At 68.3% G+C, this 24,134-nt stretch carries 21 protein-coding genes and 1 pseudogene; 10 read left to right on the top strand and 12 right to left on the bottom strand.

Going from position 1 to position 24,134, the window contains the following annotated elements:
• Nucleotides 1-120: 120 nt before the first annotated feature.
• Together AC6CID_RS11680 and AC6CID_RS11675 are read right to left on the bottom strand one after the other, a co-directional pair.
• On the bottom strand, nucleotides 121-1,203 hold the full coding sequence (locus AC6CID_RS11680; protein ID WP_064061924.1) for an isochorismate synthase: 1,083 nt from the start codon (nucleotides 1,201-1,203) through the stop codon (nucleotides 121-123).
• A 55-nt stretch (nucleotides 1,204-1,258) separates the two neighbouring features.
• Nucleotides 1,259-1,726, bottom strand: coding sequence for a universal stress protein (locus AC6CID_RS11675; RefSeq protein WP_019290888.1), 468 nt, complete (start codon nucleotides 1,724-1,726; stop codon nucleotides 1,259-1,261).
• Between the two features lie 113 nt (nucleotides 1,727-1,839).
• Here AC6CID_RS11675 and AC6CID_RS11670 point away from each other — a divergent pair, with 113 nt between their 5' ends.
• Together AC6CID_RS11670 and AC6CID_RS11665 are read left to right on the top strand one after the other, a co-directional pair.
• Nucleotides 1,840-3,018: a glycoside hydrolase family 3 N-terminal domain-containing protein gene (locus AC6CID_RS11670; RefSeq protein WP_024102046.1), complete on the top strand. Its 1,179-nt coding sequence runs from the start codon at nucleotides 1,840-1,842 to the stop codon at nucleotides 3,016-3,018.
• A 75-nt stretch (nucleotides 3,019-3,093) separates the two neighbouring features.
• The gene (locus tag AC6CID_RS11665; protein ID WP_006552668.1) at nucleotides 3,094-3,702 is read left to right on the top strand and encodes a TetR/AcrR family transcriptional regulator; all 609 of its coding nucleotides are present in this window, start codon (nucleotides 3,094-3,096) and stop codon (nucleotides 3,700-3,702) included.
• 114 nt (nucleotides 3,703-3,816) lie between these two features.
• On the opposite strand, the gene AC6CID_RS11660 is transcribed toward AC6CID_RS11665, so the two are convergent.
• Nucleotides 3,817-4,674: a MaoC/PaaZ C-terminal domain-containing protein gene (locus AC6CID_RS11660; RefSeq protein WP_006552667.1), complete on the bottom strand. Its 858-nt coding sequence runs from the start codon at nucleotides 4,672-4,674 to the stop codon at nucleotides 3,817-3,819.
• Entirely contained in the window at nucleotides 4,675-6,021 is a 1,347-nt protein-coding gene (locus AC6CID_RS11655) for a 3-oxoacyl-ACP reductase (RefSeq protein ID WP_019290889.1), read from the bottom strand.
• Between the two features lie 124 nt (nucleotides 6,022-6,145).
• On the opposite strand from AC6CID_RS11655, the gene AC6CID_RS11650 reads away from it, so the two are divergent.
• Nucleotides 6,146-7,459 carry an acetyl-CoA C-acetyltransferase gene (locus AC6CID_RS11650; RefSeq protein WP_006552665.1) on the top strand — a complete coding sequence of 438 codons (1,314 nt, stop codon included), beginning with the start codon at nucleotides 6,146-6,148 and terminating at the stop codon, nucleotides 7,457-7,459.
• Between the two features lie 230 nt (nucleotides 7,460-7,689).
• Nucleotides 7,690-10,221: a VanW family protein gene (locus tag AC6CID_RS11645; protein WP_498353987.1), complete on the top strand. Its 2,532-nt coding sequence runs from the start codon at nucleotides 7,690-7,692 to the stop codon at nucleotides 10,219-10,221.
• A 231-nt stretch (nucleotides 10,222-10,452) separates the two neighbouring features.
• On the opposite strand, the gene AC6CID_RS11640 is transcribed toward AC6CID_RS11645, so the two are convergent.
• Nucleotides 10,453-12,288: an acyl-CoA dehydrogenase gene (locus AC6CID_RS11640; RefSeq protein WP_006552663.1), complete on the bottom strand. Its 1,836-nt coding sequence runs from the start codon at nucleotides 12,286-12,288 to the stop codon at nucleotides 10,453-10,455.
• Nucleotides 12,289-12,385: 97 nt separating this feature from the next.
• A complete protein-coding gene (locus tag AC6CID_RS11635) occupies nucleotides 12,386-12,994 on the bottom strand; it encodes a class I SAM-dependent methyltransferase (RefSeq protein ID WP_064062073.1) in 609 nt (202 codons plus the stop codon).
• A gap of 163 nt (nucleotides 12,995-13,157) precedes the next feature.
• Here AC6CID_RS11635 and AC6CID_RS11630 point away from each other — a divergent pair, with 163 nt between their 5' ends.
• Together AC6CID_RS11630 and AC6CID_RS11625 are read left to right on the top strand one after the other, a co-directional pair.
• A complete protein-coding gene (locus AC6CID_RS11630; RefSeq protein ID WP_006552661.1) occupies nucleotides 13,158-14,180 on the top strand; it encodes a beta-ketoacyl-ACP synthase III in 1,023 nt (340 codons plus the stop codon).
• Between the two features lie 41 nt (nucleotides 14,181-14,221).
• The gene (locus AC6CID_RS11625) at nucleotides 14,222-14,929 is read left to right on the top strand and encodes an HNH endonuclease family protein (protein ID WP_006552660.1); all 708 of its coding nucleotides are present in this window, start codon (nucleotides 14,222-14,224) and stop codon (nucleotides 14,927-14,929) included.
• Between the two features lie 16 nt (nucleotides 14,930-14,945).
• On the opposite strand, the gene AC6CID_RS11620 is transcribed toward AC6CID_RS11625, so the two are convergent.
• Nucleotides 14,946-17,066 (bottom strand): thiamine pyrophosphate-dependent enzyme, encoded by a 2,121-nt coding sequence (locus AC6CID_RS11620; protein WP_498353986.1) that lies wholly within the window; start codon nucleotides 17,064-17,066, stop codon nucleotides 14,946-14,948.
• A pseudogene (locus AC6CID_RS11615) lies at nucleotides 17,063-17,329 on the bottom strand (cytochrome P450); the annotation flags it as partial. The gene AC6CID_RS11620 and the pseudogene AC6CID_RS11615, both read right to left, overlap by 4 nt.
• An 85-nt stretch (nucleotides 17,330-17,414) precedes the next feature.
• Between AC6CID_RS11615 and AC6CID_RS11610 the strand changes: the two are divergent.
• Genes AC6CID_RS11610 through crcB form a run of 3 tightly spaced genes read left to right on the top strand, consistent with a single transcriptional unit; the run spans nucleotide 17,415 to nucleotide 19,125 of the window.
• The gene (locus AC6CID_RS11610) at nucleotides 17,415-18,314 is read left to right on the top strand and encodes an alpha/beta fold hydrolase (protein WP_006552657.1); all 900 of its coding nucleotides are present in this window, start codon (nucleotides 17,415-17,417) and stop codon (nucleotides 18,312-18,314) included.
• Entirely contained in the window at nucleotides 18,299-18,760 is a 462-nt protein-coding gene (locus tag AC6CID_RS11605) for a fluoride efflux transporter FluC (protein ID WP_019290899.1), read from the top strand. The genes AC6CID_RS11610 and AC6CID_RS11605 overlap by 16 nt, the downstream gene beginning before the upstream one ends.
• On the top strand, nucleotides 18,757-19,125 hold the full coding sequence (gene crcB, locus AC6CID_RS11600) for a fluoride efflux transporter CrcB (RefSeq protein ID WP_064256207.1): 369 nt from the start codon (nucleotides 18,757-18,759) through the stop codon (nucleotides 19,123-19,125). Before AC6CID_RS11605 ends, crcB begins: the two co-directional genes overlap by 4 nt.
• On the opposite strand, the gene aroD is transcribed toward crcB, so the two are convergent.
• The 3 genes from aroD to AC6CID_RS11585 all read right to left on the bottom strand — a co-directional run bounded on the left by aroD (nucleotide 19,126) and on the right by AC6CID_RS11585 (nucleotide 22,023).
• Nucleotides 19,126-19,896, bottom strand: a complete 771-nt coding sequence (aroD, locus tag AC6CID_RS11595) for a type I 3-dehydroquinate dehydratase (RefSeq protein WP_039584995.1) — start codon at nucleotides 19,894-19,896, stop codon at nucleotides 19,126-19,128.
• Between the two features lie 42 nt (nucleotides 19,897-19,938).
• Nucleotides 19,939-21,582, bottom strand: a complete 1,644-nt coding sequence (locus tag AC6CID_RS11590) for an MDR family MFS transporter (RefSeq protein ID WP_019290902.1) — start codon at nucleotides 21,580-21,582, stop codon at nucleotides 19,939-19,941.
• A 117-nt stretch (nucleotides 21,583-21,699) separates the two neighbouring features.
• The gene (locus AC6CID_RS11585) at nucleotides 21,700-22,023 is read right to left on the bottom strand and encodes a hypothetical protein (RefSeq protein ID WP_064062075.1); all 324 of its coding nucleotides are present in this window, start codon (nucleotides 22,021-22,023) and stop codon (nucleotides 21,700-21,702) included.
• Between the two features lie 110 nt (nucleotides 22,024-22,133).
• Between AC6CID_RS11585 and AC6CID_RS11580 the strand changes: the two genes are divergently transcribed.
• Nucleotides 22,134-23,708, top strand: coding sequence for an SGNH/GDSL hydrolase family protein (locus AC6CID_RS11580; protein WP_498353985.1), 1,575 nt, complete (start codon nucleotides 22,134-22,136; stop codon nucleotides 23,706-23,708).
• A 4-nt stretch (nucleotides 23,709-23,712) separates the two neighbouring features.
• Here AC6CID_RS11580 and AC6CID_RS11575 read toward each other — a convergent pair whose 3' ends face one another.
• Nucleotides 23,713-24,093 (bottom strand): hypothetical protein, encoded by a 381-nt coding sequence (locus tag AC6CID_RS11575; RefSeq protein ID WP_016696235.1) that lies wholly within the window; start codon nucleotides 24,091-24,093, stop codon nucleotides 23,713-23,715.
• Nucleotides 24,094-24,134 lie beyond the last annotated feature (41 nt).

The raw sequence follows: 24,134 nt of genomic DNA, 5'->3' as shown, positions 1-24,134 counted from the left end.
GACGCAGGCAGTCATCGCCGGCCGCCACGCTGTCTATCGGTCCGCGCCAAACTATCACCCCGGAAGGCGGTGGTGGACGGTGCGAGCCTCCGAGTCGATCTTTACCGTCGCCGCGGTGCGCTAGACGCCCAGTGCGCCGAGCAGTGTGCGCAGTTTCGCGGTGGTCTCGTCGAGTTCGGCGAGGGGGTCGGAGTCGGCCACGATGCCGCCTCCTGCCCAGGCCACGGCGCGTCGGCCGTCGGAACTGAGCTCCGCGCACCGGATGGCGACGAACCAGTCGCCGTCGCCTTGTTCGTCGCACCAGCCCACCGCGCCGCCGTAGAAGCGCCGGTCGCCCTCGACCCGGGAGATGACGTCCAGCGCGGCCTCGGTGGGGGTGCCCGCCACGGCCGGGGTGGGGTGCAGAACGTGGGCGAGGGTGAGCGCGTCGGTGTCGGGGTCGCGGAGGGTGCCGGTGACCGGCGTGGCGAGATGCCAGACATCGGGTGTCGCGGTGAGCTCGGGCTTGTCGGGGATGTCGAGGTCGCTGCACAGCGGGGCCAGTCGCGTGCGGATCCAGTCGACGACGTAACCGTGCTCGGTGAGGTTCTTGTCCGAGGTCAGCAGATCCTCACCGGCGCGGCGGTCCTCGTCCGGATCGGCCCGGCGCGCGGCGGTCCCGGCGAGGGGACGGCACGTGACGGTCTCGCCACGGCGGCTCACGAGCAGTTCGGGCGTCGCCCCGACCAGCGTGTGACCCCAATAGCGTTCGCCCGCCGCGCTCAGATCCAGCGCGTACGTCGCCGCGTCGGGATGGCGTTCGATCATGCGGGCCGCGAGAGCGAGCGGGTCGAGCGGTGCGTCGGCCTCGAGGGCGACCCGCCGGGCGGCGACGACCTTCTCCATCTCCCCGAGGGACATCTGCTCCACGAGCCGGCGCACCCGCTCGACGTGCACGCGGGGCAGTGGCAGTTCGGCGGAGATCCGCACCGGCGGCAGGTCCGACAGGTCGGGCGGGGCCTGCCACGGGCCGTCGAGGATCTCGACGTCGTCGGGCTGCGCGAGGGCCACCGGACGGTGCCGCGAGAACGGCAGTGCACCGACGACGATCGTCGCCTTACCGCTGCGGAGTGCCTGCGTGGCGGAGTGGACGTCGTCGAAGAACCGGCGGGTGCCGGTGGCGTGCACCGAGCGTTCGGTGCGCGAGAGCAGGAATCCGTCCATGGTGGATCGACAATATCCCTGCCCGCACCCGGCGCCGGTGACCCGGTGCGGGGCGTCAGCGACCCGGCGGCACGATCAGGACCGGCCGGTGACTGTGCCGGAGCACGTGATCGGCCACCGACGACTGCAACAGGGACCGCAGACCGGTGGTGCCGCGGGTGCCGGTGACGATGATGTCGACGTCCAGCTCGTCGGCGGCCTCGATGATCGCCGACCACACCGCGTTGACGACCTCGACGGTGCGGCCCTCGGCGTGCAGACCCACCGAGCGGGCCATCTCGAGCCCCTCGTCGTTGGTGATGCGCGCGTCGGAGAGGGCGACGTCCTCGCTGTCCTCGTCGGGCACCCAGTCGGGTTGCATGACACCGGACAGGCCGGACATGCGGGCGGCCTGCCGGACCATCGGCTCCCAGGCGGTGACGACGACGGCACGGCACGACTCGAGGAAACGACCCGCATACTGCACGGCACGCTTCGAGTTCTCGGAACCGTCGTAGGCGATGAGGATCAGATCTGCGCCCACCGCGTACCCCCTGGGTCGGATTCGGATGCTCGGGTGCACCTTAACCCGCCGGAGCGTCCCCGGGGGAGGTTCGAGCTGTGGATCCGCGAGGTTCGTCCGCTACCGTCGGCACCATGCGGATCCGTCACACTGTCGCCGCCGTTCTCGCGGTCGCCCTCACCACCGCGGGATGCGGTTCGTCCGATTCGGGCGGCGACGACCCGGTCGAGACGACGTCCGACACCGCGCCCGCCTCGTCCACCACAGCGACCGCCACGACCACCGAGGCGACCGCGGCCGCGACGTCGGCGACCTGCGGCGACGATCTGCTCGCCCGGTTGACGCTGCGGCAGAAGCTCGCCCAGTTGCTCAACGTCGGGGTCACCGGAGCCGCCGACGCGCAGGCCGTCGTCGAATCCGAGCAGATCGGTGGCATCTTCATCGGCAGCTGGACCGACGCGTCGATGCTCACCGACCGTCTCGTGCCGCAGGTGGCCGCGCGGAGCGCATTGCCGCTCATGGTCACGATCGACGAGGAGGGCGGCCGCGTGTCGCGCGTGGGCGACCTGTTCGGGCCCGATCCGTCCGCGCGGGTGACGGCGCAGACGATGACGGTCGACGAGACCTACCGAATGGCGTTCGAACGTGGACAGGAACTGAAGTCGCTGGGCATCACGGTCGACTTCGCGCCGGACGTCGACGTGAGCAGCCAGCCCGACGACTCCGTCATCGGCGACCGCTCGTTCTCCGACGATCCCGAGGTCGTCACGCAGTACGCCGGCGCCTATGCGCGGGGACTGATCGACGCGGGCATCATGCCGGTGCTCAAGCACTTCCCGGGACACGGCTCGGCCTCCGGTGATTCGCACACCGGTGCCGTGACCACCCCACCGATCGAGCAACTGCAGCAGAGCGATCTCGTGCCGTACCGCAGCCTGGTCTCGCCCGAGGTGGGCGTCATGCTCGGCCACCTCGACGTGCCGGGTCTGACCGGCGGGCTGCCCGCGAGCATCAGCCCGGCAGCGGTGGACCTGCTCCGCTCGGGTGCCTACGGCGGCCCCGCCTTCGGTGGCGTGATCTTCACCGACGATCTGTCGGGGATGCGCGCGATCACCGACACCTACGGCATCACCGAGGCCGTCGAGGCCGCGATGGTGGCGGGCGTGAACCAGGCACTGTGGCTGACCACCGACGAGGTGCCCGCCGTGCTCGACCATCTCGAGCAGGTCGTCGCGGAGGGCACGCTCTCACCGGAATGGGTCGACGAGTCGGTACGGACCGTGACACGCGCGAAGGGCGCTCTGGACTGCTGAAATGTCGCAGGTTGCTTCGACCACAGGCTTCCTACCGTAGAGTAAGAACTTCATTCGAGGAGTCCGGGAGGAGTCATGGCGGGCGGAACCAAGCGACTGCCGCGTGCGGTCCGCGAGCAACAGATGCTGGACGCCGCCGTCGAAGTGTTCTCCGAGCACGGTTTCCACAACACATCCATGGACGCCATCGCGGCGCGGGCGTCGATCTCCAAGCCGATGCTCTACCTGTACTACGGGTCGAAGGACGAGTTGTTCGCGGCGTGTATCGCCCGCGAAGGGCAGCGGTTCGTCGAGGCACTCACACCGGCGGGCGACCCCACCCTCGCCCCGCGTGAACAACTGCGGGTCGCGCTCGAGTCGTTCCTCGGCTTCGTCGACGAGCACCGGCCGTCGTGGATGGTCCTCTATCGTCAGGCGCTGTCGCAGCAGGCCTTCGCGCCCCAGGTGCAGGGCAGCCGCGACCGGCTGATCGAACTCACCGCGCACTTGCTCGAATCGAGCACGCGCGATCCGGAACCCGACACGAACTTCACGATCATGGCCGTCGCGCTCGTCGGTGCCGGTGAGGCCGTCGCCGACCGCATCGCCGGCGGTGAGATCGATGTGCAGCAGGCAGCGGATCTGCTCGAGAACCTCGCATGGCGCGGTCTCGCGGGACGCAAGCGCTCCGATCAGATGCACTGATCCGTCCCGCCGGGAACACCTCGGCCACAAGGATATTCACCGCACGAGGGTTCGGGCGGGGCGGGACGCCCCCATCGCGTCCCGCCCCGCCCGAAATCTCGGTGATTCCCCGCCCTACCGCAGGGTGGCGGTCAGGTGCGGGTACTGCTTCTTCGGATGCCGCAGTGCGAGATCCCATCCGTCGGCGACGTGCTGCGCGTACAGGCTCAGCGACGACGGCAGCAGGACCGGCTTCCCGAATCGCACCGCGTAGGTCACCTTGCCGGGGATCCGTCCCTCGACGGCCGAGAGGGTGGCCGCCGCGCTCCACATGCCGTGGGCGATGGTCTTCGGGAATCCGAAGGCCTTGGCGCCCAGGGTCGACACGTGGATCGGGTTGCGGTCACCGGAGACCGCCGCATAGCGGTCGATGACCTTCTGGTCGACCCGCAGTGTGGAGGTGGGGACCGGGGGGATCTCCTCCTCCTTCGGCTCCGGCTTGGGCTGACCCGACAGCGACGTGCGCTGCTGGTGCAGGAAGGTCGACGTCTGCCGCCACACCAACTCGCGTCCGACGTTGACCTCGCTGACGAGATCGACGAGCAGGCCCTTACGGTGTTCGCGCATGTTCTCCGCGTGCACCGCGATGTCGAGCGGCTCGGTGACCGAGATCGGCCGGAACTGCTCGATCACGTTCTCGGCGTGCACGGAACCGACGGCGGCGAACGGAAAGCCCTTCGACACCATCAGTTTCATCACGAGCGGGAACGTGAGGATGAACGGATAGGTCAGCGGCAGGCTGTCGCCGAACCGCAACCCGCACACCTTGGTGTACTCGGCGAGATCGTCGGGATCGACCTTCAGCGACCGCAGGACCAGGACGTCGTCGGGCAGACTGTCGCCCGACGCGCCCACCACGGGCAGCGCCCCGAGCACGGCCCGGCTGTAGATGTCGAAGGTCGACGGCAGCGAGGACAGTTCGATCCGTGCCATCTAGGCCCCCAGCATGGACTGGCCGCACACGCGCACGACCTGCCCGGTCACGGCGCTCGACGCGGGGTTCGCGAACCACGCGACGGTCTCGGCGACGTCGACGGTCTCACCGCCCTGCTGCAGCGAGCTCATCAGACGACCGGCCTCGCGGGTGGCAACCGGGATCGCGGCCGTCATGGCGGTCTCGATGAAGCCCGGAGCGACGGCGTTGACGGTGATCTTCTTGTCGGCGAGCGCCTCGCTGGTCGCCTGGACGAGGCCGATGACACCGGCCTTCGAGGCGCCGTAGTTGGTCTGGCCGCGGTTACCGGCGATACCGGCGATCGACGACACGTCGATGACCCGGCCACCCTCCTTCAGCGCGCCCTTCTCGACGAGCACGTCGGTGATCTTCCGCGGGGCGATCAGATTCACGCCCATCACGGAATTCCAGCGAGCGGCGTCCATGTTGACGAGCAGCTTGTCGCGGGTGATGCCGGCGTTGTGGACGATGATGTCGGCGCCGCCGTGACGCTCGAGCAGGTGAGCGGCGAGCTTCTCGCCGGCGTCGGGGGCGGTGACGTCGAGCGCGAAGGCGGTGCCGCCGACCTTGTTGGCGGTCTGGGTCAGCGCGTCGCCTGCAGCGGGGACGTCGGCGGCGACGACGGTCGCGCCGTCGCGGGCGAGGACCTCGGCGATCGTCGCGCCGATGCCGCGGGCCGCGCCGGTGACGACCGCGACCTTGCCGGCAAGCGGGCGCTCCCAGGACTCGGGGGCGGTGGCGTCACCCTCACCGATGCGGATCACCTGGGCGTCGACGAAGGCCGACTTCGCCGAGAGCAGGAAGCGCAGCGTCGACTCCACGCCGGACAGGCCGGTCGCGGCCTTCGGGGAGACGTAGACGAGTTGCACGGTGGCACCGCGACGCAGTTCCTTGCCGACGCTGCGCGTGAAGCCCTCGAGGGCGCGCTGGGCGATGCGCTCGTCGACCGACCCGGCCTCCTCGGGCGTGGTGCCGAGTACGACGACGCGGCCGCTCGGGGCGAGATTGCGCAAGGTGGGCTGGAAGAATGTGAAGAGCTGTTCGAGCCCCGCGGGGTCGGTGATGCCGGTAGCGTCGAAGACGAGTGCGCCGAACTTCGTGTCGGACGGCTCGGCGAACGTGTAGTCGCTCAGGAGGTTGCGGATCGGTTCGACCAGGCGGCCGTTGCCGCCGAGCAGGACGGGGCCGGGGAGCGGGGGCTCGCCGGGCTGGTAGCGCCGGAGCTTCTCGGGCTGTGGCAGACCGAACTGCTTGGCGAGGAACGCTCCGGGTGCGGACGAGATGAGCTGGGCGTAGAGCTTGGGTGCGCCCTTGGCTTCGGCCACGATTCCACCTTCTTCGATTCGGTCGTCGGTGCAGTGTTCGACAGCAAGCGTGTTCGACAACAAACTTACCCGTGAGTAAGAATAGTAGCCAGAATTCGAATCCGTCCGAAACCGGGAGACACCAGTGACCACCAAAGCCCGTTCCACGCAGCAGCGCCGTGTCGCCGTTCTCGGAGGCAACCGGATCCCGTTCGCCCGGTCCGACCGCAAGTACGCCCGCGCGTCCAACCAGGACATGTTCACCGCCACCCTCGACGGTCTCGTCGGCCGCTTCAATCTGCAGGGTGAGCGCCTCGGTGCCGTCGTCGGCGGTGCGGTCCTCAAGCACGCCCGCGACTTCAACCTCGTCCGCGAGAGCGTGCTCGGCAGCGCGCTGAGCCCCTACACCCCGGCCTGGGATCTGCAGCAGGCCTGCGGCACCGGCCTGCAGTCGATCATCGCGGTCGGCGACGCCATCGCCGCCGGACGGATCGAGGCGGGTATCGGCGGCGGCGTCGACACCACCTCCGACGCCCCGATCGCCGTGAACAACCAGCTCCGCGAGTTCTTGCTCTCCCTGAACCGGGCCCGCACCACGGCCGACCGGGTCAAGCTGCTCGGTAACGTCCGCCCGTCGATGCTCGGCATCGAGATCCCGCGCAACGGCGAGCCGCGCACCGGCCTGTCGATGGGTGAGCACGCCGCGATCACCGCCAAGGAATTCGGTGTCTCCCGCGAGGCGCAGGACGAACTGGCCGTGGCGAGCCACCGCAACATGGCCGCCGCCTACGACCGGGGCTTCTTCGACGACCTCGTCACCCCGTTCCTCGGGCTGACCCGCGACGACAACCTGCGTCCCGACTCGTCGGTCGAGAAGCTGTCGACGCTGAAGCCGGTCTTCGGCACCAAGCTGGGCGACGCCACCATGACTGCCGGTAACTCGACGCCGCTCACCGACGGCGCGTCGGCCGCGTTGCTGGCGAGCGAGGAGTGGGCCGCCGAGCGCAAGCTCCCCGTGCTTGCCTACCTCGTCGACTCCGAGACCGCCGCGGTCGACTACATCCACGGTGGCGACGGGCTGCTCATGGCACCCACCTACGCCATCCCGCGCCTGCTGCAGCGCAACGGCCTGACCCTGCAGGATTTCGACTTCTACGAGATCCACGAGGCGTTCGCTTCCGTGGTGCTCGCCACCCTCCAGGCGTTCGAATCGGAGGAGTACTGCAAGGGCAAGCTGGGCCTCGACGCCCCGCTCGGCTCGATCGACCGCAGCAAGCTCAACGTCAACGGCTCGTCGCTCGCGGCCGGCCACCCGTTCGCCGCGACCGGCGGCCGGATCGTGGCCTCGCTGGCCAAGATGCTGCACGAGAAGAAGCAGGAGACCGGCAAGCCCGTCCGCGGCCTGATCTCCATCTGCGCCGCAGGTGGACAGGGTGTGACGGCGATTCTCGAGGCCTGATCGACACCCCTCGGAAGTCGTTGAGAGAAAAAGTTCCGTTCGGTGTGTAACGCTCCGCGACGGACAGCGATAGACCCATCGACCCCGCGCTGCTGCCTGACCCCCGACCTGGTAGCAACGCGGGGTCTTCGCATTCCGGGCGCAGCCGCTCTGAACCGGGGCACTACCCTTGAAAGCAGGTAGTCGGCGCGCGAATTCGAAGGCGTGCCCAGCTTTGCGAAGGGATCTGGGTGAGCGGCAGCAACGGGACCGACGAGTCCCCTCACGAGCACGACGACGCACGGACCGAGAACATCGGTTCGTCGCCGGAATCCGCTCGTGAGGGTGAAGGCGCGTCGGCTCCTACCGAGCGGTTCGAAGCGGTCGATCCTCACCGGGAGGTGGCCGAGTCGCAGGCGAGTGATGTGACCGAGTCGCAGGCGAGCAGTGTCACCGAGTCGCAGGCGAGCAGTGTCACCGAGTCGCAGGCGAGTGATGTGACCGAGTCGCAAACCGAGGCCCCGGCTGCCTCGCAGGCTTCCACAGAGGTCCGAGCCGATGGCACGAACCAGGCGGCTCCCACCGGTGCTGACGAACCCCCGACCCAGAAGGTCCATCCCTCGGAGGAGCCCACCGCGGTCATCCCGGTCGTCGCGCCGGGAAACCGGGCACCGGGTGACGGATCGTCCGCCGCCACCGATCGGCTCCTCCGTTTGCAGGGGGAACAGAACCCGGCACAGCCCGGTCCCGAACAGGCGGGGGCTCCCATCCCACCCACGTCGACGGCAATGCCCTCGGCCGCCCACCCACCGCAGGGCGACCAGCCGACCCAGCAGATGCAGGCGGGTCCGCCGCCGCAGGGACCGCCTCCTGTCACTCCTCCGCCCACCGGCGGACCGCGAGGTTCCGGCGGAGACGGCGACGAACCGGGCAAGCCTGGATCGAATCTGCCCCGGCGCACGATCGCGCTCGTCGTCGGTGGCGTCGTCGCACTGTTCGCCGTGTTCTACGTGGCCGATCTGGCGTTGTCGTCGGGCAAGGTGCCGCGCGGTGTCACCGTCGCAGGTGTCGAGATCGGCGGCATGTCGCTCGACGCGGCGGAGGCAGAGCTCACCGAACAACTGACGCCGCGGCTCGACATGCCCGTCGACGTCACCGCCGGCGACACTCAGGGGCAGATCGTGCCCTCGGAGGCCGGGATCGGGATCGACTGGCCCGCGACCCTCGACCAGGTGGGTTCGCAGCCGCTCAATCCGTTCACGCGACTCGCGTCGTTCTTCGGGAACGACGAAGTCGGCGTGGTCTCCACACGCGACGAGGTCGCCCTGTCCGCAGCCATCGAAAAGGCCGCCGCTGCCGCCGCGCACGAACCGCGCGAGGGCAACATCGTCTTCGAGGACGGCACACCCGTTCCGGTGACGCCGCAGCCCGGCCAGCAGCTCGACGTCGCAGTCGCGGGCGACGTCTTCGCCGAGCGCTGGCCGTACGGTGATGTCTCGCTGCCCGTCGAGAGCGTCGACGTCACCGTCACCCGCGAGGGCCTCGACCGGGCGCTGGCGGAGGTCGCCGTTCCGGCCGTGGCACAGGATCTGGTCGTCCGGGGACTCGACGGGGCCGTCGGTGTGCTGCCGCGCGATGCGGTGGGCGCTGTCCTGTCGTTCGTGCCGGACGGTTCGGGCGGACTCGAACCGCAGTACGACACCGAGGCCGCGATCGGCATCCTGGCGCCGCAGCTCGCCCCGTCGGAGACCGAACCGAAGGATGCGCGGATCGTCCTCGACGGTGGTCGTCCGACGATCGTGCCCAGCGAGACCGGCGAGATGGTCGACTGGCCCGTCACCCTCGAGAGGTTGCCCGACCTGCTGAAGGAAGCGGGCGACCGCAGCACCGACGCGGTGTACAGGAAGGCCGAACCCGAACTCACCACCGAAGGCGCCGAGAAGCTCGGCATCAGGGAGGTGGTCTCGGAGTTCACCACCAGCGGCTTCGAATACGCTTCCGGCGTCAACATCCGGCTGGCCGCGCAGGAGATCAACGGCGCCATCGTGAAGCCGGGGGAGACCTTCTCCTTCAACGACTACACCGGTCCGCGCGGTGCGGCGCAGGGGTACATCGAGTCGGGCATCATCGAGGCCGGACGTCCCGGTAAGGCCGTGGGCGGTGGCATCAGCCAGCTCGCGACCACCCTCTACAACGCGACCTACTTCGCCGGGATGGAAGACGTCGAGCACACCGAGCACAGTTACTACATCTCCCGGTACCCGGCGGCCCGCGAGGCCACGATCTACGACGGCGCCATCGACCTGAAGTTCCGCAACCCGTTCGACACGGGCGTCCTGATCCAGACGATCGGCACGAGCTCGGACATCACGGTGCGCATCTGGGGCACCAAGACCGTCGACGTCCAGTCGGTCACCGGCAACCGCACGAACTTCACCTCGCCCAACACGATCACGTTGCCCGCCGGTTCGGCCTGCATTCCGTCGAGCGGCGCGCAGGGCTTCACCGTCACCGACACCCGGATCGTCACCGACGCACGGACGGGCGCGCAGATCTCGAGCGCGACCCGCACGGTCCGGTACGACCCGGTCCCGATCGTGAAGTGCATCAGCCCCGAACCGGAACCGAGCGACGAGCCCTCGGGCGGCGGCGACGCGACCTCCGGCGACACCGGATCGGAGGACGCCGAGGCCGAGGACGCACCGGCGCCCGCACCCGAATCGCCTGCGGCCGAAGCGCCGGCAGTCGAGGCACCTGCAGCGGGTGGAACCGAAGAGGAGTAGCGGACGTCCTCGAAACTTCGGGGAGGTTGTGTGCGGTTCCGGTGAAGGAACACGCACACAACCTCCCCTTACTTCGTCACTCCGGAAGCGGCACCACGTCGGGGATCTGGCCGTCGAGGAGGCGGAGCTGCTCCCGAGAAACGACGAGACCGACGTCGTGTGCGAAATCCGTGGGGGAAATCGCGCACAACGTCGGTCTCGTCTATCGCGCTACCGCCGTGAGCGGTTCGATCAGAACGCTGCTTCGTCGAGCTCCATGATGTCGAGGTCGACGTCGGTGATGATCTGACGCGCGACGCTCAGCTCCGGCAGGACGTTCTTGGCGAAGAAGGACGCGGCCGCGACCTTGCCTTCGTAGAACGCCTTGTCCGAGGCATCGACGCCGGCGTCGAGCGCGGAGAGAGCGATCTCGGCGTGCTCGAGCAGCAGCCAGCCGATCATCAGGTCGCCGAACGCCTCGAGGAAACGGACCGAACCGAGGCCGACCTTGTACAGCTCGGTGGGCTGTTCCTGCGCACCCATGAGGTACTGGGTGAGCGTCGCGACCATCGTCTGGGTCTCGCCGAGCGCGGTGGCCAGGAGCGTGCGCTCCTTCTTCAGACGCTGGTCGGCGTCGTCGCGCTCGACGAACTTCTTGATCTCACCGGCGATGTGGGCGAGCGCCACGCCACGGTCGCGGGCGATCTTGCGGAAGAAGAAGTCCTGCGCCTGGATGGCCGTGGTGCCCTCGTACAGCGAGTCGATCTTCGAGTCGCGGATGTACTGCTCGATCGGGTAGTCCTGCAGGAAGCCCGAACCGCCGAGGGTCTGGAGCGAATCCTTCAGGTACTGGTAGGCCCGCTCGGAGCCGCAACCCTTGACGACCGGCAGCAGCAGGTCGTTGATGCGGTGCGCGAGAGCGGCGTCGGCACCCGAGACCTGCTCGGCGACGACGTCGTCCTGGTGCGCCGCGGTGTACAGGTACACGGCGCGCAGGCCCTCGGAGTAGGCCTTCTGCATCGCCAGCGAACGCCGCACGTCCGGGTGGTGCATGATCGACACGCGCGGGGCGGTCTTGTCGGACATCTGGGTCAGGTCGGCGCCCTGGATGCGCTCCTTGGCGTAGTCGAGGGCATTGAGGTAGCCGGTCGACAGGGTCGCGATGGCCTTCGTGCCGACCATCATGCGGGCGTGCTCGATGACGTCGAACATCTGTGCGATGCCGTTGTGGACCTCGCCGACGAGCCAGCCCTTGGCCGGAACGCCGTGGCCACCGAAGGTGACCTCGCAGGTCGCGGAGGCATTGAGGCCCATCTTGTGTTCGACGTTGGTGACGAACACGCCGTTGCGCTCGCCCAACTCGTCCTTCTCGAAGTCGAAGTGGAACTTCGGGACGAAGAACAGCGACAGGCCCTTGGTGCCGGGGCCGGCGCCCTCGGGGCGGGCGAGGACGAGGTGGAAGATGTTCTCGAACAGGTCGTCGGAGTCGGCCGAGGTGATGAACCGCTTGACACCTTCGATGTGCCAGGAGCCGTCGTCCTGCTTGATCGCCTTGGTGCGACCGGCGCCGACGTCGGAACCGGCGTCGGGCTCGGTGAGGACCATGGTGGCGCCCCAGCCGCGCTCGACGCAGGTGGCGGCCCACTTCTTCTGCTCATCGGTGCCGTTGTCGTAGAGCACGCCTGCGAAGGCGGGGCCGGCCGCGTACATGAAGGCCGCGGGCTGGGCGCCGAGCATCATCTCGTTGACGGCCCACAGGAGGCTGCGCGGTGAGTCGGTGCCGCCGAGCTCCTCGGGGATGCCCATGGACCAGTAACCGGCGTCCCACCAGGCGCGGAACGACTTCTTGAACGGCTCGGGAAGCGACACCGAATGGGTCTCGGGGTCGAAGACCGGCGGGTTGCGGTCGGCGTCGGCGAAGCCTTCGGCTGCCGGCCCCTCGGTCAGTGTCTTGACCTCGGCGAGGATGCCGCGCGCGGTGTCCTCGTCCAGGTCGCCGAACTTGCCTGCTTCGAGGACCTTCTGAATCTTCAGGAACTCGAAGAGGTTGAACTCGAGGTCGCGGAGGTTGCTCTTGTAATGGCCCATGTCGTCGGTGTCTCCCAGTGTGGTGCGGTCCAGCTGGCTTCAAGTACCGCCCAAGTTATTACTCGTCGGTAACATCTCCATGTTACTCGTCGGGCAACTAACTGCCAAGAGGTGGTTTGCTCGCCACGACGAGCGCGTCGATCGCGGTTCCCGCATCGGTTTCCCGATATCGCCGTTCGGCAATCCTGATGTCCAATCTGCTGTCGATTTCCTCGACGAGATCGGTTGGTGTGTAGAGGATTTCCTTGTCCTGGGGTCCGCCCACTCCTTCGTGGGGATTTATTGCGTCGTGCCCCAGGAATATGAGGATTCCTTCAGGTTTCAGTGAATTGATCGCGTGGTCGAGAAGCGCCTTCCGCTGTGGCGGAGGAAAATGCAGGAAGACCGAGAGGATCAGGTCATACTCTCCGTCGAACGAGTCGGTCGTCACATCCGCGCGGACGTAGCGGAGCCGGTCTCGTGAGCGGGACGGCGCCTGCGCAGCGACCTGCCGGGCCTTGTCGAGGGCGACCTCGGAGAAGTCGACGCCCACGACTTCCCATCCGCGCGTCGCCAACCACAGGGAGTGACGACCTTCACCGCAGCCGAGATCGAGGGCGCGACCGTGCGGTAGCGACGTCACGTGTTCGACGATCACCGGATTGGGCGGCGCGCCCCAGATCAGTTCCGACGCCGCGTACTTCTCGTTCCAGGCCTGTGCATCCATGACCGCGACGCTAGCCTCGCGTGGCGATTGGGACCCCCGCTTGCGGTGAGGGTTACGGAAGCGCATCGTCGGGGTAGCGCTGTGACGAAATCGTGACCTGCGATATCGTTGACCGGATGCGATGTGCCGACACGCGGTACGTCGAGGAGGAGGAGTTCGTCTGATGGGTGCACAGATCGCTGTCCCTGCCCCGCTGAGGAACAGCGCGCTGCTCGGTCTGGGTGTGCACCGCCCCGAGCGCATCGTCACCAACGACGAGATCTGCCAGCAGATCGACTCGAGCGACGAATGGATCCAGTCGCGGTCCGGCATCAAGGAGCGCCGCTTCGCGAAGCAGCATCCGGAGGAGTCGGTCGTCGACATGGCGACGAGCTCCGCCGAGCAGGCCCTCGTGGCCGCCGGCCTCACGGGTGCGCAGATCGACACCGTGATCGTCGCGACCTCCACCTACCCCTTCCAGACCCCGCAGGCCGCGGCTCTCGTCGCCGACCGCATCGGCACCGGCGGCGCCGCGGCGCTCGACATCCAGGCCGGCTGCGCGGGCTTCTGCTACGCCCTCGGTGTCGCCTCCGATCTCGTGCGCGCCGGAACGGCCGAGCACGTGCTCGTCGTCGGTGTCGAGCGCATGAGCGACACCACCGAGCCCACCGATCGCTCGGTGCGCTTCATCTTCGGCGACGGTGCCGGTGCCGTGGTCGTCGGCCCGTCCGACGAGGTCGGCGTCGGTCCCACCGTCTGGGGCTCCGACGGTTCGCAGGCCAACGCGATCCGTCAGGAACCCGACTGGGTCGATTTCGCCACCAACCCGGACCAGAAGCGTCCCTGGATCATCATGGAGGGCACCGCGGTCTTCCGCTGGGCCGCCTTCGAGATGAGCAAGTTCGCCCGGCAGATCGCCGACAAGGCCGGCGTGGCCCTCGCGGACCTCGACGCCTTCGTCCCGCACCAGGCCAACCTGCGCATCAACGACGTCATCGTCAAGCAGCTCGAACTGCCCGAGACCGTCGCGGTCGCCGACGACATCATCGAGACCGGCAACACCTCCGCCGCGTCCATCCCGCTGGCGATGGAGAAGATGCTGCGTACCGGCCAGGTCGGGGTCGGATCCACCGCGCTGCTCCTCGCGTTCGGTGCCGGCCTGTCCTATGCGGGCCAGGTCGTGAAGATGCCCCCGCTCGCGAAGTAGGAAGCAGCGGTAGCAATACGACTTCGTAGCAGTATCGACATATGGCGAGTATTCGCACGTCGTCCGTTCCCCGTTGGGTCTGGATCCTGTGCTTCGTCGTGGTCTCCGTGGCCGTCGTCCTCCTCGAACCGATAGGGGACGACGAGCCGGGCGGTACCGGCGGGGGCACGGTCGAGAACCCCTCCGAAGCCCTCGAGGCGCTGGAGGCACTGCCCGTCCGGCCCGCCGAATCGCAGAGCGGCTACGACCGCTCACTGTTCGGCTCGGCGTGGACCGACGAAGTGACCGTCGACCTGGGGCGCAACGGCTGCGACACTCGTAACGACATCCTGCAGCGCGATCTCGTCGACGTCTCCTTCGAGCCCGGGAAGAAGCAGTGCACGGTCACTGCCGGCACGCTCGAGGACCCGTACACGGGGAAGACGATTTCCTTCCGTCGCGGGGTCGAGACCTCGTCCGCCGTGCAGATCGACCACGTCGTCGCCCTGTCGGATGCGTGGAAGAAGGGCGCCCGCCATCTGGACGACCAGCAGAAGCGGAATCTTGCGAACGATCCGCGCAACCTGATTGCCGTCGACGGCCCCACCAACCAGGGCAAGGGCGACTCCGACGCGTCGGAGTGGCTGCCGCCGAATACCGCCTTCCATTGCGAGTACGTCGTGCGGCAGATCGAGGTGAAGACGACCTACGAACTGTGGGTCACCCAGGCTGAACACGACGCGATGTCGCGGATCCTCTCCTCCTGCTGATACCGCTTCCTGCTGATCACGCCTCCAGCAGGGCCCGCGCGATGTCGTCCTCCGACATCAGTACGTGCGCCGCGGCCGGCCCGAGGGGCACGTAGCTGTCGTGGGAGGTGACCCGCGTGATCCGGCCCTGCCACGCATCGTCGACGAGCGTCGCGACGACCGATTCCGCGACACCTCCGCTGCGGCGCGTCTCGTCGACCACCACCACGCGCTCGAAGCGGCGGACGTGTTCGAGCAGCGCGGTCGTCGGCAGCGGCGACAACCACTGCAGGTCGAGGACGGTTGCCGCGACTCCCGCGCGACGGACGGCACGCAGACTCATCGGCACCCCGTTCCCGAAAGTCACCACCAGCACGTCGCGCCCGTCGCCGTAGACGCACACCGATCCCGGTGGAAGCCCGGCGGTGTCGGGGATCTGCTGCCACAGTCCGTCGCCCTCGTCGTAGAGGTCGCGCCGGTGGTACAGCGCGATCGGTTCCAGGTAGACGCACACCCGGCCCTCCTGACGAGCCAGCTCGACGCACGTGCGCAGCAGGGCGCCGGCCGTGGCGGGTGAACTCGGCACGGCCAGCACGAGACCGGGGATGTCGCGCAGCACGGCGACGGAATCGTCGTTGTGGAAGTGCCCGCCGAAGCCGCGCTGGTAGGGCAGGCCAGCGATGCGCACGACCATCGGATTGCGGTACCGCCCGTCGGAGAAGAACGCCAGACTCGCCGCCTCCCCGCGCAACTGGTCCTCGGCGTTGTGCAGGTAAGCCAGGTACTGGATCTCCGGGATCGGCAGCATGCCCGCGACGGCGAAGCCCAGCGCGGTGCCGAGGATCGTCTGCTCGTCGAGCAGGGTGTCGAACACGCGCAGGCGCCCGAAGCGCTCCTGCAGCCCTCGGGTGACGCCGTAGACCCCGCCTTTGAGGCCGACGTCCTCGCCGAACACGCAGGCGTGGGGATCCTCCTCGAGGAGCTGTCCGAGCGTGCGGGTGACGGCCCGGGCGAGCGTGAGCGGTTCACCGGCAGGATGCGGATCGTCGTCGACGAGCACGAGCCCGGATTCGAGCGGGCGCATCACGTCGGCGGCGGTCGCCAGTCGCGGCGGCCGGGTCAGTGAGTCCGCGACGGAGCCGACCTCGACCCGTATCCGCTCGTACCGGTCGAGAACCCCTGCCACATCGAGCATTCCGCGTGCGACGAGTTCACGGGCCGTACCCACCAGTGGGTCCCGCTCGTGGTCCGCGGCAAGATCCGACGGGCTGCGGTAGGCCGACTCGACGTCGGAACCGGCATGGCCGAGGAAACGCACTGCCCGCACGTGCAACAGGACCGGAGCCCGGGTCGTGCGCACCGTCTCCGCAGCATCGGTTGCGGCAGCGAGCATCTCCACCGCATCGGCGCCGTCCACCGACCGGTACTCGATCCCCGGATACGACGACAGCGACCGCTCGAGCCAGCCGGGCGGGGTGGGCACACTGATGCCGAGTCTGTTGTCCTCACACACCAGCAGCAACGGCAACGGCAACCCGCGGTGCCGGCAGTAGGCGGCCGCGTTCAGGGCGCCGACGGCCGTCGAATGGTTCGCCGAGGCATCACCGAAACTGCACACCACCACCGAATCCCACGGCCACGCCGCGTCGAGCCCGAGTCGCTGCATCCGCGGTAGCGCGAGGGCGAGACCGACGGCCCGCGGCATGTGCGAGGCGATGGTCGACGTCTGCGGCAGGATGTTCAGGCCGGCGTTGCCGAACACCTTGTGCCGGCCCGCCGAGATCGGATCGAGCGTGGACGCCGCACATCCGGCGAGCACGTCGCGGATCGGGGTGCTGTCCTCGACGAGCGACGCGCGAGCCGCGTAGAAACCGCCCGAACGGTAGTGCAGCAGAGCGGGATCCGTCACCCGCGTGCACAGGCCCAGCGCGGCGTTCGATTCGTGGCCCGCCGATGCGATGGTGTAGAAGCCTTCGCCGCGTCCCTGCAGGGTGCGGGCCGCGACATCGAGGTGCCGCGACTGCACCTGGGCGTCGAAGTACCGCGCCAACAGGTCGTCGTCGACCTGCCGGTCGACCGGACGCGTCGGCGGTGCGTGCCCGGGCAGAGCGCGCACCGCGGTGACGAAACGTTCGTCGAGTTCGTCGGCGGCGGTCACTCCTTCTTTCTACGCCCGATCACCTCGGAAGGAGGTGGATCGGCCCCCCCGTCGTTCGGGAACGGCAACGACGTGAAGTTCATCGGCGCGACGTAGTCGGCCGGCACGTGCCAGCGGAAACGCAACAGCAGATGGTGCAGCACCGTCTTGATCTCCGCTCCCGAGAAATGCATGCCCAGGCACCGATGCGCGCCACCGCCGAAGGGCGCCCACGCGTACTTGTGCACCTTGTCCTCGCGGCGCTCCGGCGAGAACCGCTCGGGAAGCGTGCATCACATCTCGGTTGCGTCGATTCGTCCCACGGGACGGTCGCTGGTCGGGCGTGCGGGTGCGTGCCATGCTGGCGCCATGGACGTCGAACGCCCCAAGCTCGAAGGCACCGTCGCGGTCGGGGAGGGCCGCCGGCTCGGTTTCGCCGAGTTCGGGTCGGCCCAGGGCCGCACGGTGTTCTGGCTGCACGGCACGCCGGGTGCGCGCCGCCAGGTTCCCATCGAGGCCCGCGCCTTCGCCGAACGGAACCACATCCGCCTCATCGGGATCGACCGCCCGGGGATCGGCTCGTCGACACCGCACATCTACGAGAACGTCCTCGCGTTCAGCGACGACCTGCGCATCGTCGCCGACACCCTCGGGGTCGACCGCATGGCCCTCGTCGGACTGTCCGGCGGCGGCCCCTACACCCTCGCCGCGGCCTATGCACTGCGCGAACGGGTCGTCGCGGCTGCGGTCCTCGGCGGTGTGGCACCGGTCGTCGGTCCCGAGTCGATCGACAGCAACCTGATGAAGCTGGGCGCCTTCGTCGCGCCGGCACTGCAGACCGCGGGCGTCCCCATCGGCGTGGCGATGAGCGCGGCGATCCGCGTGGTGCGCCCGTTCGCGTCGCCGATCATCGACCTGTACGGACGGTTCTCACCCGAGGCCGACCGCCGCCTGCTCGCCCGTCCCGAGTTCAAGACGATGTTCCTCGACGACCTGCTCAATGGCAGCCGACGTCAGATCTCCGCGCCGTTCGCCGACATCGTCGTATTCACCCGCGACTGGGGTTTCCGCGTCTCCGACGTGAAGGTGCCCGTGCGGTGGTGGCACGGCGACACCGACCACATCATCCCGATCGAACACGGCCTGCACATGGTGGACCTGCTGCCCGACGCCCAGTTCCACCACCTGCCCGGCGAGAGTCATCTCGGGGGTCTCGGTGCGTCGGAGGAGATCCTCACTACGGTTCTGAAGTTGTGGGACCAGGACTGACCGAGGGCGAACGCCCGCTGCCGAGAGCGCTGCACCTGCGACCGTCGGCGCTGGCGGCGGTCGCCGTGGGCGGTCTGCTCGGGACGAGTGCCCGCTACGGCCTCGGCCGGTGGTTCCCCGTCGAGTCCGGGGGCTGGCCGGTCACGACCTTCGCGATCAACGTCCTCGGTGCGCTGCTGCTCGGATTCCTGCTCGAGGCACTGATCCGCATCGGTCCCGACACCTCCTGGCGTCAGGTGGTCCGGCTCGGGGTGGGCACCGGTGCGCTGGGCTCGTTCACCACCTACAGCGCGCTCGCGGTCGACACCGACCTGCTGCTGCGCGACGGTGAACTCGTCGCCGCGGCAACCTATGCGCTCGGCACGGTGCTCGTCGGCCTTCTCGCGACCGGCATCGGTGTCGCGTTGGGCGCGTGGTTCGGGAGTCGCCGAGCGGCACGGCGATGATCGCGGTGTGGGTGGCGTTGGCAGGCAGCGCCGGTGCGGTGACGCGGTTCGTCGTCGACAGTGCTCTGCGTGCCCGCTCCGGATCGTCCCTCCCGTGGCCGACCGTGCTGATCAACGTCATCGGTTCGTTGCTGCTGGGGCTGCTCACCGGTGCGGTGCTGTTCCACGACGCCGCCGCGGAGTTGCTCGCCGTCGTCGGGGTGGGGTTCTGCGGCGGGTTCACCACCTTCAGCACGACCAGCGTCGACTCCGTCCGCCTGATCGTGGCGCGCCGCTACGGTGCCGCCTGCGCGATCGCGCTGGGCACCCTGGCGACCACGCTCATCGCGGCGGCCGCCGGACTCGCTCTCGCCGCCGTGTGGTGATCAGCGAGCGCGGTCGATGAGGCCGAGCACCGAGCGCAGTTCGTCGGCGTCGACCTGCCCGGGTGCCGAGGCGGTGCCGACCATCCCGAACGTCGCCGCCGATCCGAAGACCTGCCCGGCGATCCGCGACACCACGCCGAGGCCGCCCATCGACATGGTGATCAACGGGCGGTCGGCGTGGTCCTCGTGCATGGTGCGGGTCGCGTCGAGCAGGGTGAGCACGTCGGCCGTCGACTGCGGCATGACGGCGATCTTGCAGATGTCGGCGCCGAGTTCCTGCATCTCGCGTAGCCGCGCGACGATCTCGTCCTTCGGCGGAGTGGCGTCGAAGTCGTGGTTCGACGCCACCACCGCAACACCGCAGGCGTGGGCCGCCGCGACGATCCGCTCGACGGCGGCACGGTCGCGGCGGTACTCGACGTCCACCAGATCCACCGCGCCGCTCTCGGCGAGTGCGACCGTCAGATCGGCGTACGCCTCGTCGCCGATCGCGATCTCGCCGCCCTCGTCGGCGGTGCGGCAGGTCGCGAGCAGGGGAGTGCCCTGCAACTGCTCGGACAACGAGCCGGCCTGCGCGACCACCGAGGCGACGTCGTCGACGGTGTGGAAGAAGTCCACGCGCCATTCGACGACGTCGGCCCGCTCGGCGACGGCCGCGATCTGTTCGCGCAGCACCTCGGGGGTGCGGCCGGTGACGGGGACGAGGATCGTGGGTGCGCCTTCACCGATCACCACGTCCTTGACGCGAACCGGTGTGATCGTTCGTCCCACGTGCCGTCTCCGTTCCCTCGTCCGATGATCGGCCCTATTCGATCACGACCGCTTCGAACCGCTGTCCGCAGTGTCCGCACCGGCCTCGGTCCCCTCGACGACCACGACGGCGTCGTCCTTCGCCGCCTTCGACGGGTCGGCGATCGCCTCGCCACGCGCGACCATGAGTGCTTCGTCGGAGAGCGGGATCTCCTTGATGAAGCACGCCAGGACGAATGCGATGAGCAGGAACGGGATGAGGTACCAGAACACCGGCGCCAGCGAGTCGGCGTAGGCGTCGACGATGCCTTCGCGGACGGGATCGGGCAGCAGCTTCATCGCCGCCGGATCGACGGTCGCGGTGGCCTGGCCGGCCTGCTCCGGTGTCGCACCGGCCGCGGTGAAGACCTCGACGAGCTTCTCCGCCAGGCGGTTGGTGAAGATGGTGCCGAAGATCGCGACACCGAGCGCCGCACCGACCTCACGGAAGTAGTTGTTCGAGCTCGTCGCGGTGCCGATCTCGTCGGCGGGCACCGCGTTCTGCACGATCAGGATGACGACCTGCATGATCAGGCCGAGACCCAGACCGAAGACGAACAGCATCGAGCAGATCACCCACAGCGGGGTGTCGCCCTCGAGGGTGGTCAGCCACAGCATGCCCGCCGCGGTGATGAGCGAACCGACGATCGGATAGATCTTGTAGCGCTGGGTCTTGGTGATGGCCAGACCCGAGCCGATCGAGGTGATCATCAGACCGGCCATCATCGGCAGCAGCAACAGACCCGAGACCGCGGCCGAGGTGCCCGACGACATCTGCAGGAAGGTCGGCATGAACGCGATCGCCGAGAACATGCCGAGGCCGAGGACGAAACCGATGGCCGTGGCGTTGACGAAGATCGAGTTGCGGAACAGCGACAGCGGGATGATCGGATCCTGCGCCCGCGACTCGACGAGCACGAACAGGCACACGAACACCACGAGTCCGGCGCCGAACATCCACGTGAGCGGAGCGGTCCAGCCGCGATCGGCGTCGCCACCGAAATCCGTGAAGAAGATCAGGCAGGTCGTGGCGAGGGAGAGCGTGAGCACGCCGAGGATGTCGATCCGCTTCGTCGGCTTCTTCACCGGCAGGCGCAGCGCGAACCAGGTGATGACGAACGCGATGATGCCGACCGGCACGTTGATGTAGAAGCACCACTCCCACGTCAAGTGGTCGACGAAGAAGCCGCCGATCAGCGGGCCACCGACGGCCGACAGACCGAAGATCGCGCCGAGCGGGCCCATGTACTTACCGCGTTCGCTCGCGGGCACGATGTCGGCGATGATCGCCTGCGACAGGATCATCAGACCGCCACCCCCGAAGCCCTGGATCGCGCGGAAGACCACGAAGGTCCAGAAGTCGTCGGTCATCGAGCACGCCGCGGAGGCGAGGGTGAACACGCCGATCGCGATGAGGAACAGGTACCGGCGCCCGAAGACGTCGCCGAACTTGCCGTAGATCGGCATCACGATGGTCACCGCGAGCAGGTAGGCGGTGGTGATCCACGCCTGGTGTTCGACGCCGCCGAGTTGCCCGACGATCGTGGGCATGGCAGTGGAGACGATCGTCTGGTCCAGGCTGGCGAGCATCATGCCCGCGATGAGCGCGGAGAAGATGATCCAGATCCGTCGCTGGGTGAGAACCAGAGGTTCCGAAGTGGTGGTCACGGTGTTCCTGTCGGAATAGGAATATCGAGCTGTCAGGCGAAGGTGGCCTGCACAGAGGTGAGGCGATCGGAAATTGTTGCACTCGGTAACTTCTGCTGCAAGGCAATTTCCTCCGGGTCACTCGAACCAGGACCGCACGGGCGGTTTGACCCACATGATCTTCTCGTCCTCGTCGATGCGGACCGCTGCCGGATGATCCGGGTGCTTCTGCGCCCACGCCGTCTTCTCGTCCATCAATCTCGCGGCGAGTTCCCAGGTCTCCATCGTGCGCGGCGGATGCGCATCCGCGGCCCGCGCCAGCTTGCGTCGCGTCTCGTCGGTCATGGCGAGCAGTTCGGCTCCCGAGATGCCGCGGTTCCATGCATACCGGGCCAGGGTCACGGCCTTGTCCCGCCGGTTCTTCTCGGCGCGATCGGTGTGGGCGAAGTCGGCGTCGCTCATGCTCCGAAGGTACGCGCCGGCCCGGATCGGGTTCACCGTCGACGATCCCGGATCCGGCCACGACGGTGCTGCCGTTTGTCTACCCTCGATGAGGGGGCCGAGGAGGCGTGATGACGGCCGACGAGATCCCGGAGGGCACACCCGACACGGTCGTGGCCCGTGCCGCCCGGCCGCCGCGGGTGCCGGTGTTCGACCCGACCCTCGGCATCGACGTTCCCCGGTCCTTCCGCGGCACACCGCCACACCGATTGGTGGCGCTCGGCGACTCCCTGCTGCAGGGCTTCCAGAGCGGCGCGATCTACAACACCGACGTCTCCGTCCCGGCGATCGTCGCCCACGAGCTCGGCGCCGATCTCCGATACCCGCGCTTCGGTGGACCGGGCGGACTGCCGTTGAACGTCGAAGTGCTGTTGCGCCGGATCGAGGAGCGGCACGGATCGACGCTGCAACCGTGGGAGCTGCCGACGGCGCTGTTCACGGCGCGCGGCTTCATGGACGAGGTCGAGGACTACTGGGAACGCGGACCCGGCGCGACACCACCGCTCGTCGGATATCTCCACAACCTGTCGTGTTTCGGCTGGGATCTGCGCGACGCGCTGCAGAAGACCGCCCGCGTCTGCGCCGAACGCATCGCAACACCCCGCGACGATCTCGTGCGGCAACTCGTCGAGAACAACGGGGAGCGGGCGGCGCTGTACGTCTATCCGAACACCGACGACCGGCGCCGCGAGAGGACACTGTTCGACGTCGCGGCCGAACTCGGTGCCGAGCACGACGGCGACACCGAGGCGGGCATCGAGACACTCGTCGTCTTCCTCGGTTCGAACAACGCGCTGCAGACCGTCACCGAATTGCAGGTCGTGTGGAGCGGCGACGACTTCCGCGACCTCGACGCGAAACAGGCCTACACGATCTGGCGGCCCGAACATTTCGACAGCGAGTTCGCGGCGGTCGTCGCGAAGCTCCGCGACATCGACGCGCGGCACGTGGTGCTGTGCACCGTCCCGCACGTCACCATCGCCCCGATCGCCCGGGGGATCGGGACGAAGAACGGCTCGCCGTACTTCCCCTACTACACCCGGCCGTGGGTGGACGCGCGCCGCTTCGATGCGAGCCGCGACGAACACATCACCGGTGCGCAGGCCCGCATGGTCGACGCCGCGATCGACCTGTTCGACGAGACGATCACCGAAGCGGTCGCCGACGCGCGACGTGCCGGACTGGACTGGTATCTGCTCGACACCGCGGGCATCCTCGACCGCCTGGCCGCGCGCCGCTACGTCGACGACCTCGATGCGCGACCCGCGTGGTGGCAGCCGTACCCGCTACCGCCGACGCTCGCCGCGCTCGACCCGGTACCGGACACGCGTTTCCTGTCGGCCGACGGTCACGGCGGTCGCGACAGCGGGGGATTGTTCTCCCTCGACGGTGTGCACCCGACGACGGTCGCCTACGGGATCCTCGCCCAGGAGATCATCGACGTGATGGTGCGTGCCGGCGTCGAATTCCGGTCGCCGAACGGAACGGTGCGAAACGGTCCTGTCGCCGTGGATTTCGAGCGTCTGCTCCGGCACGACACCCTTGTGCGTACGCCACCGCAGAACATCGATTCGACGCTGTCGATCCTGGGGTGGGTCGACGAGGTGCTCGACGTGTTCCGGGTGCAGTTGCGTTTCGGTCTGTGAGGGATCAGGTCAGGTTGATGACGTGAGCGTGTGTCGCCACGGCGTCCTGCATCTTCTTCCGCGACAGCGAGCGCGGACCGCACGCGCATCCCGACGGAATGGCGTCGTCCTCGAACTGCGTCACCTCCAGGGTGTCCACATACTCCGAATTGAGTGATGTGCCGTTGTGCGGTGTCGCTTCGCGGTCGCGGTTGCCGCGGCCGCCGGGACCGCTGCGGGAGACCACGACCTGCCCCTCGGTGGTGTTGTACACCGCCGCTACGGTGTGGCCCTTGGGACAACGAACCTTGAGGACGGCCTTCTCGGTCCGCTGGGGTCCGAGTTCCTTCACTGCGGCGAGTGCGAGCTTGCGACGTTCGGTCGGGGGTGTCGTGGCGATATCCATTTTCCTATTCCACCTCACAGTGTCGGGGTTCACAGGGCTTC

This window comes from Rhodococcus sp. GQ147 (genome assembly GCF_059759155.1).
Note: the sequence above shows the minus strand (reverse complement) of the source record. Positions and strands in the feature narration are given on the sequence as shown.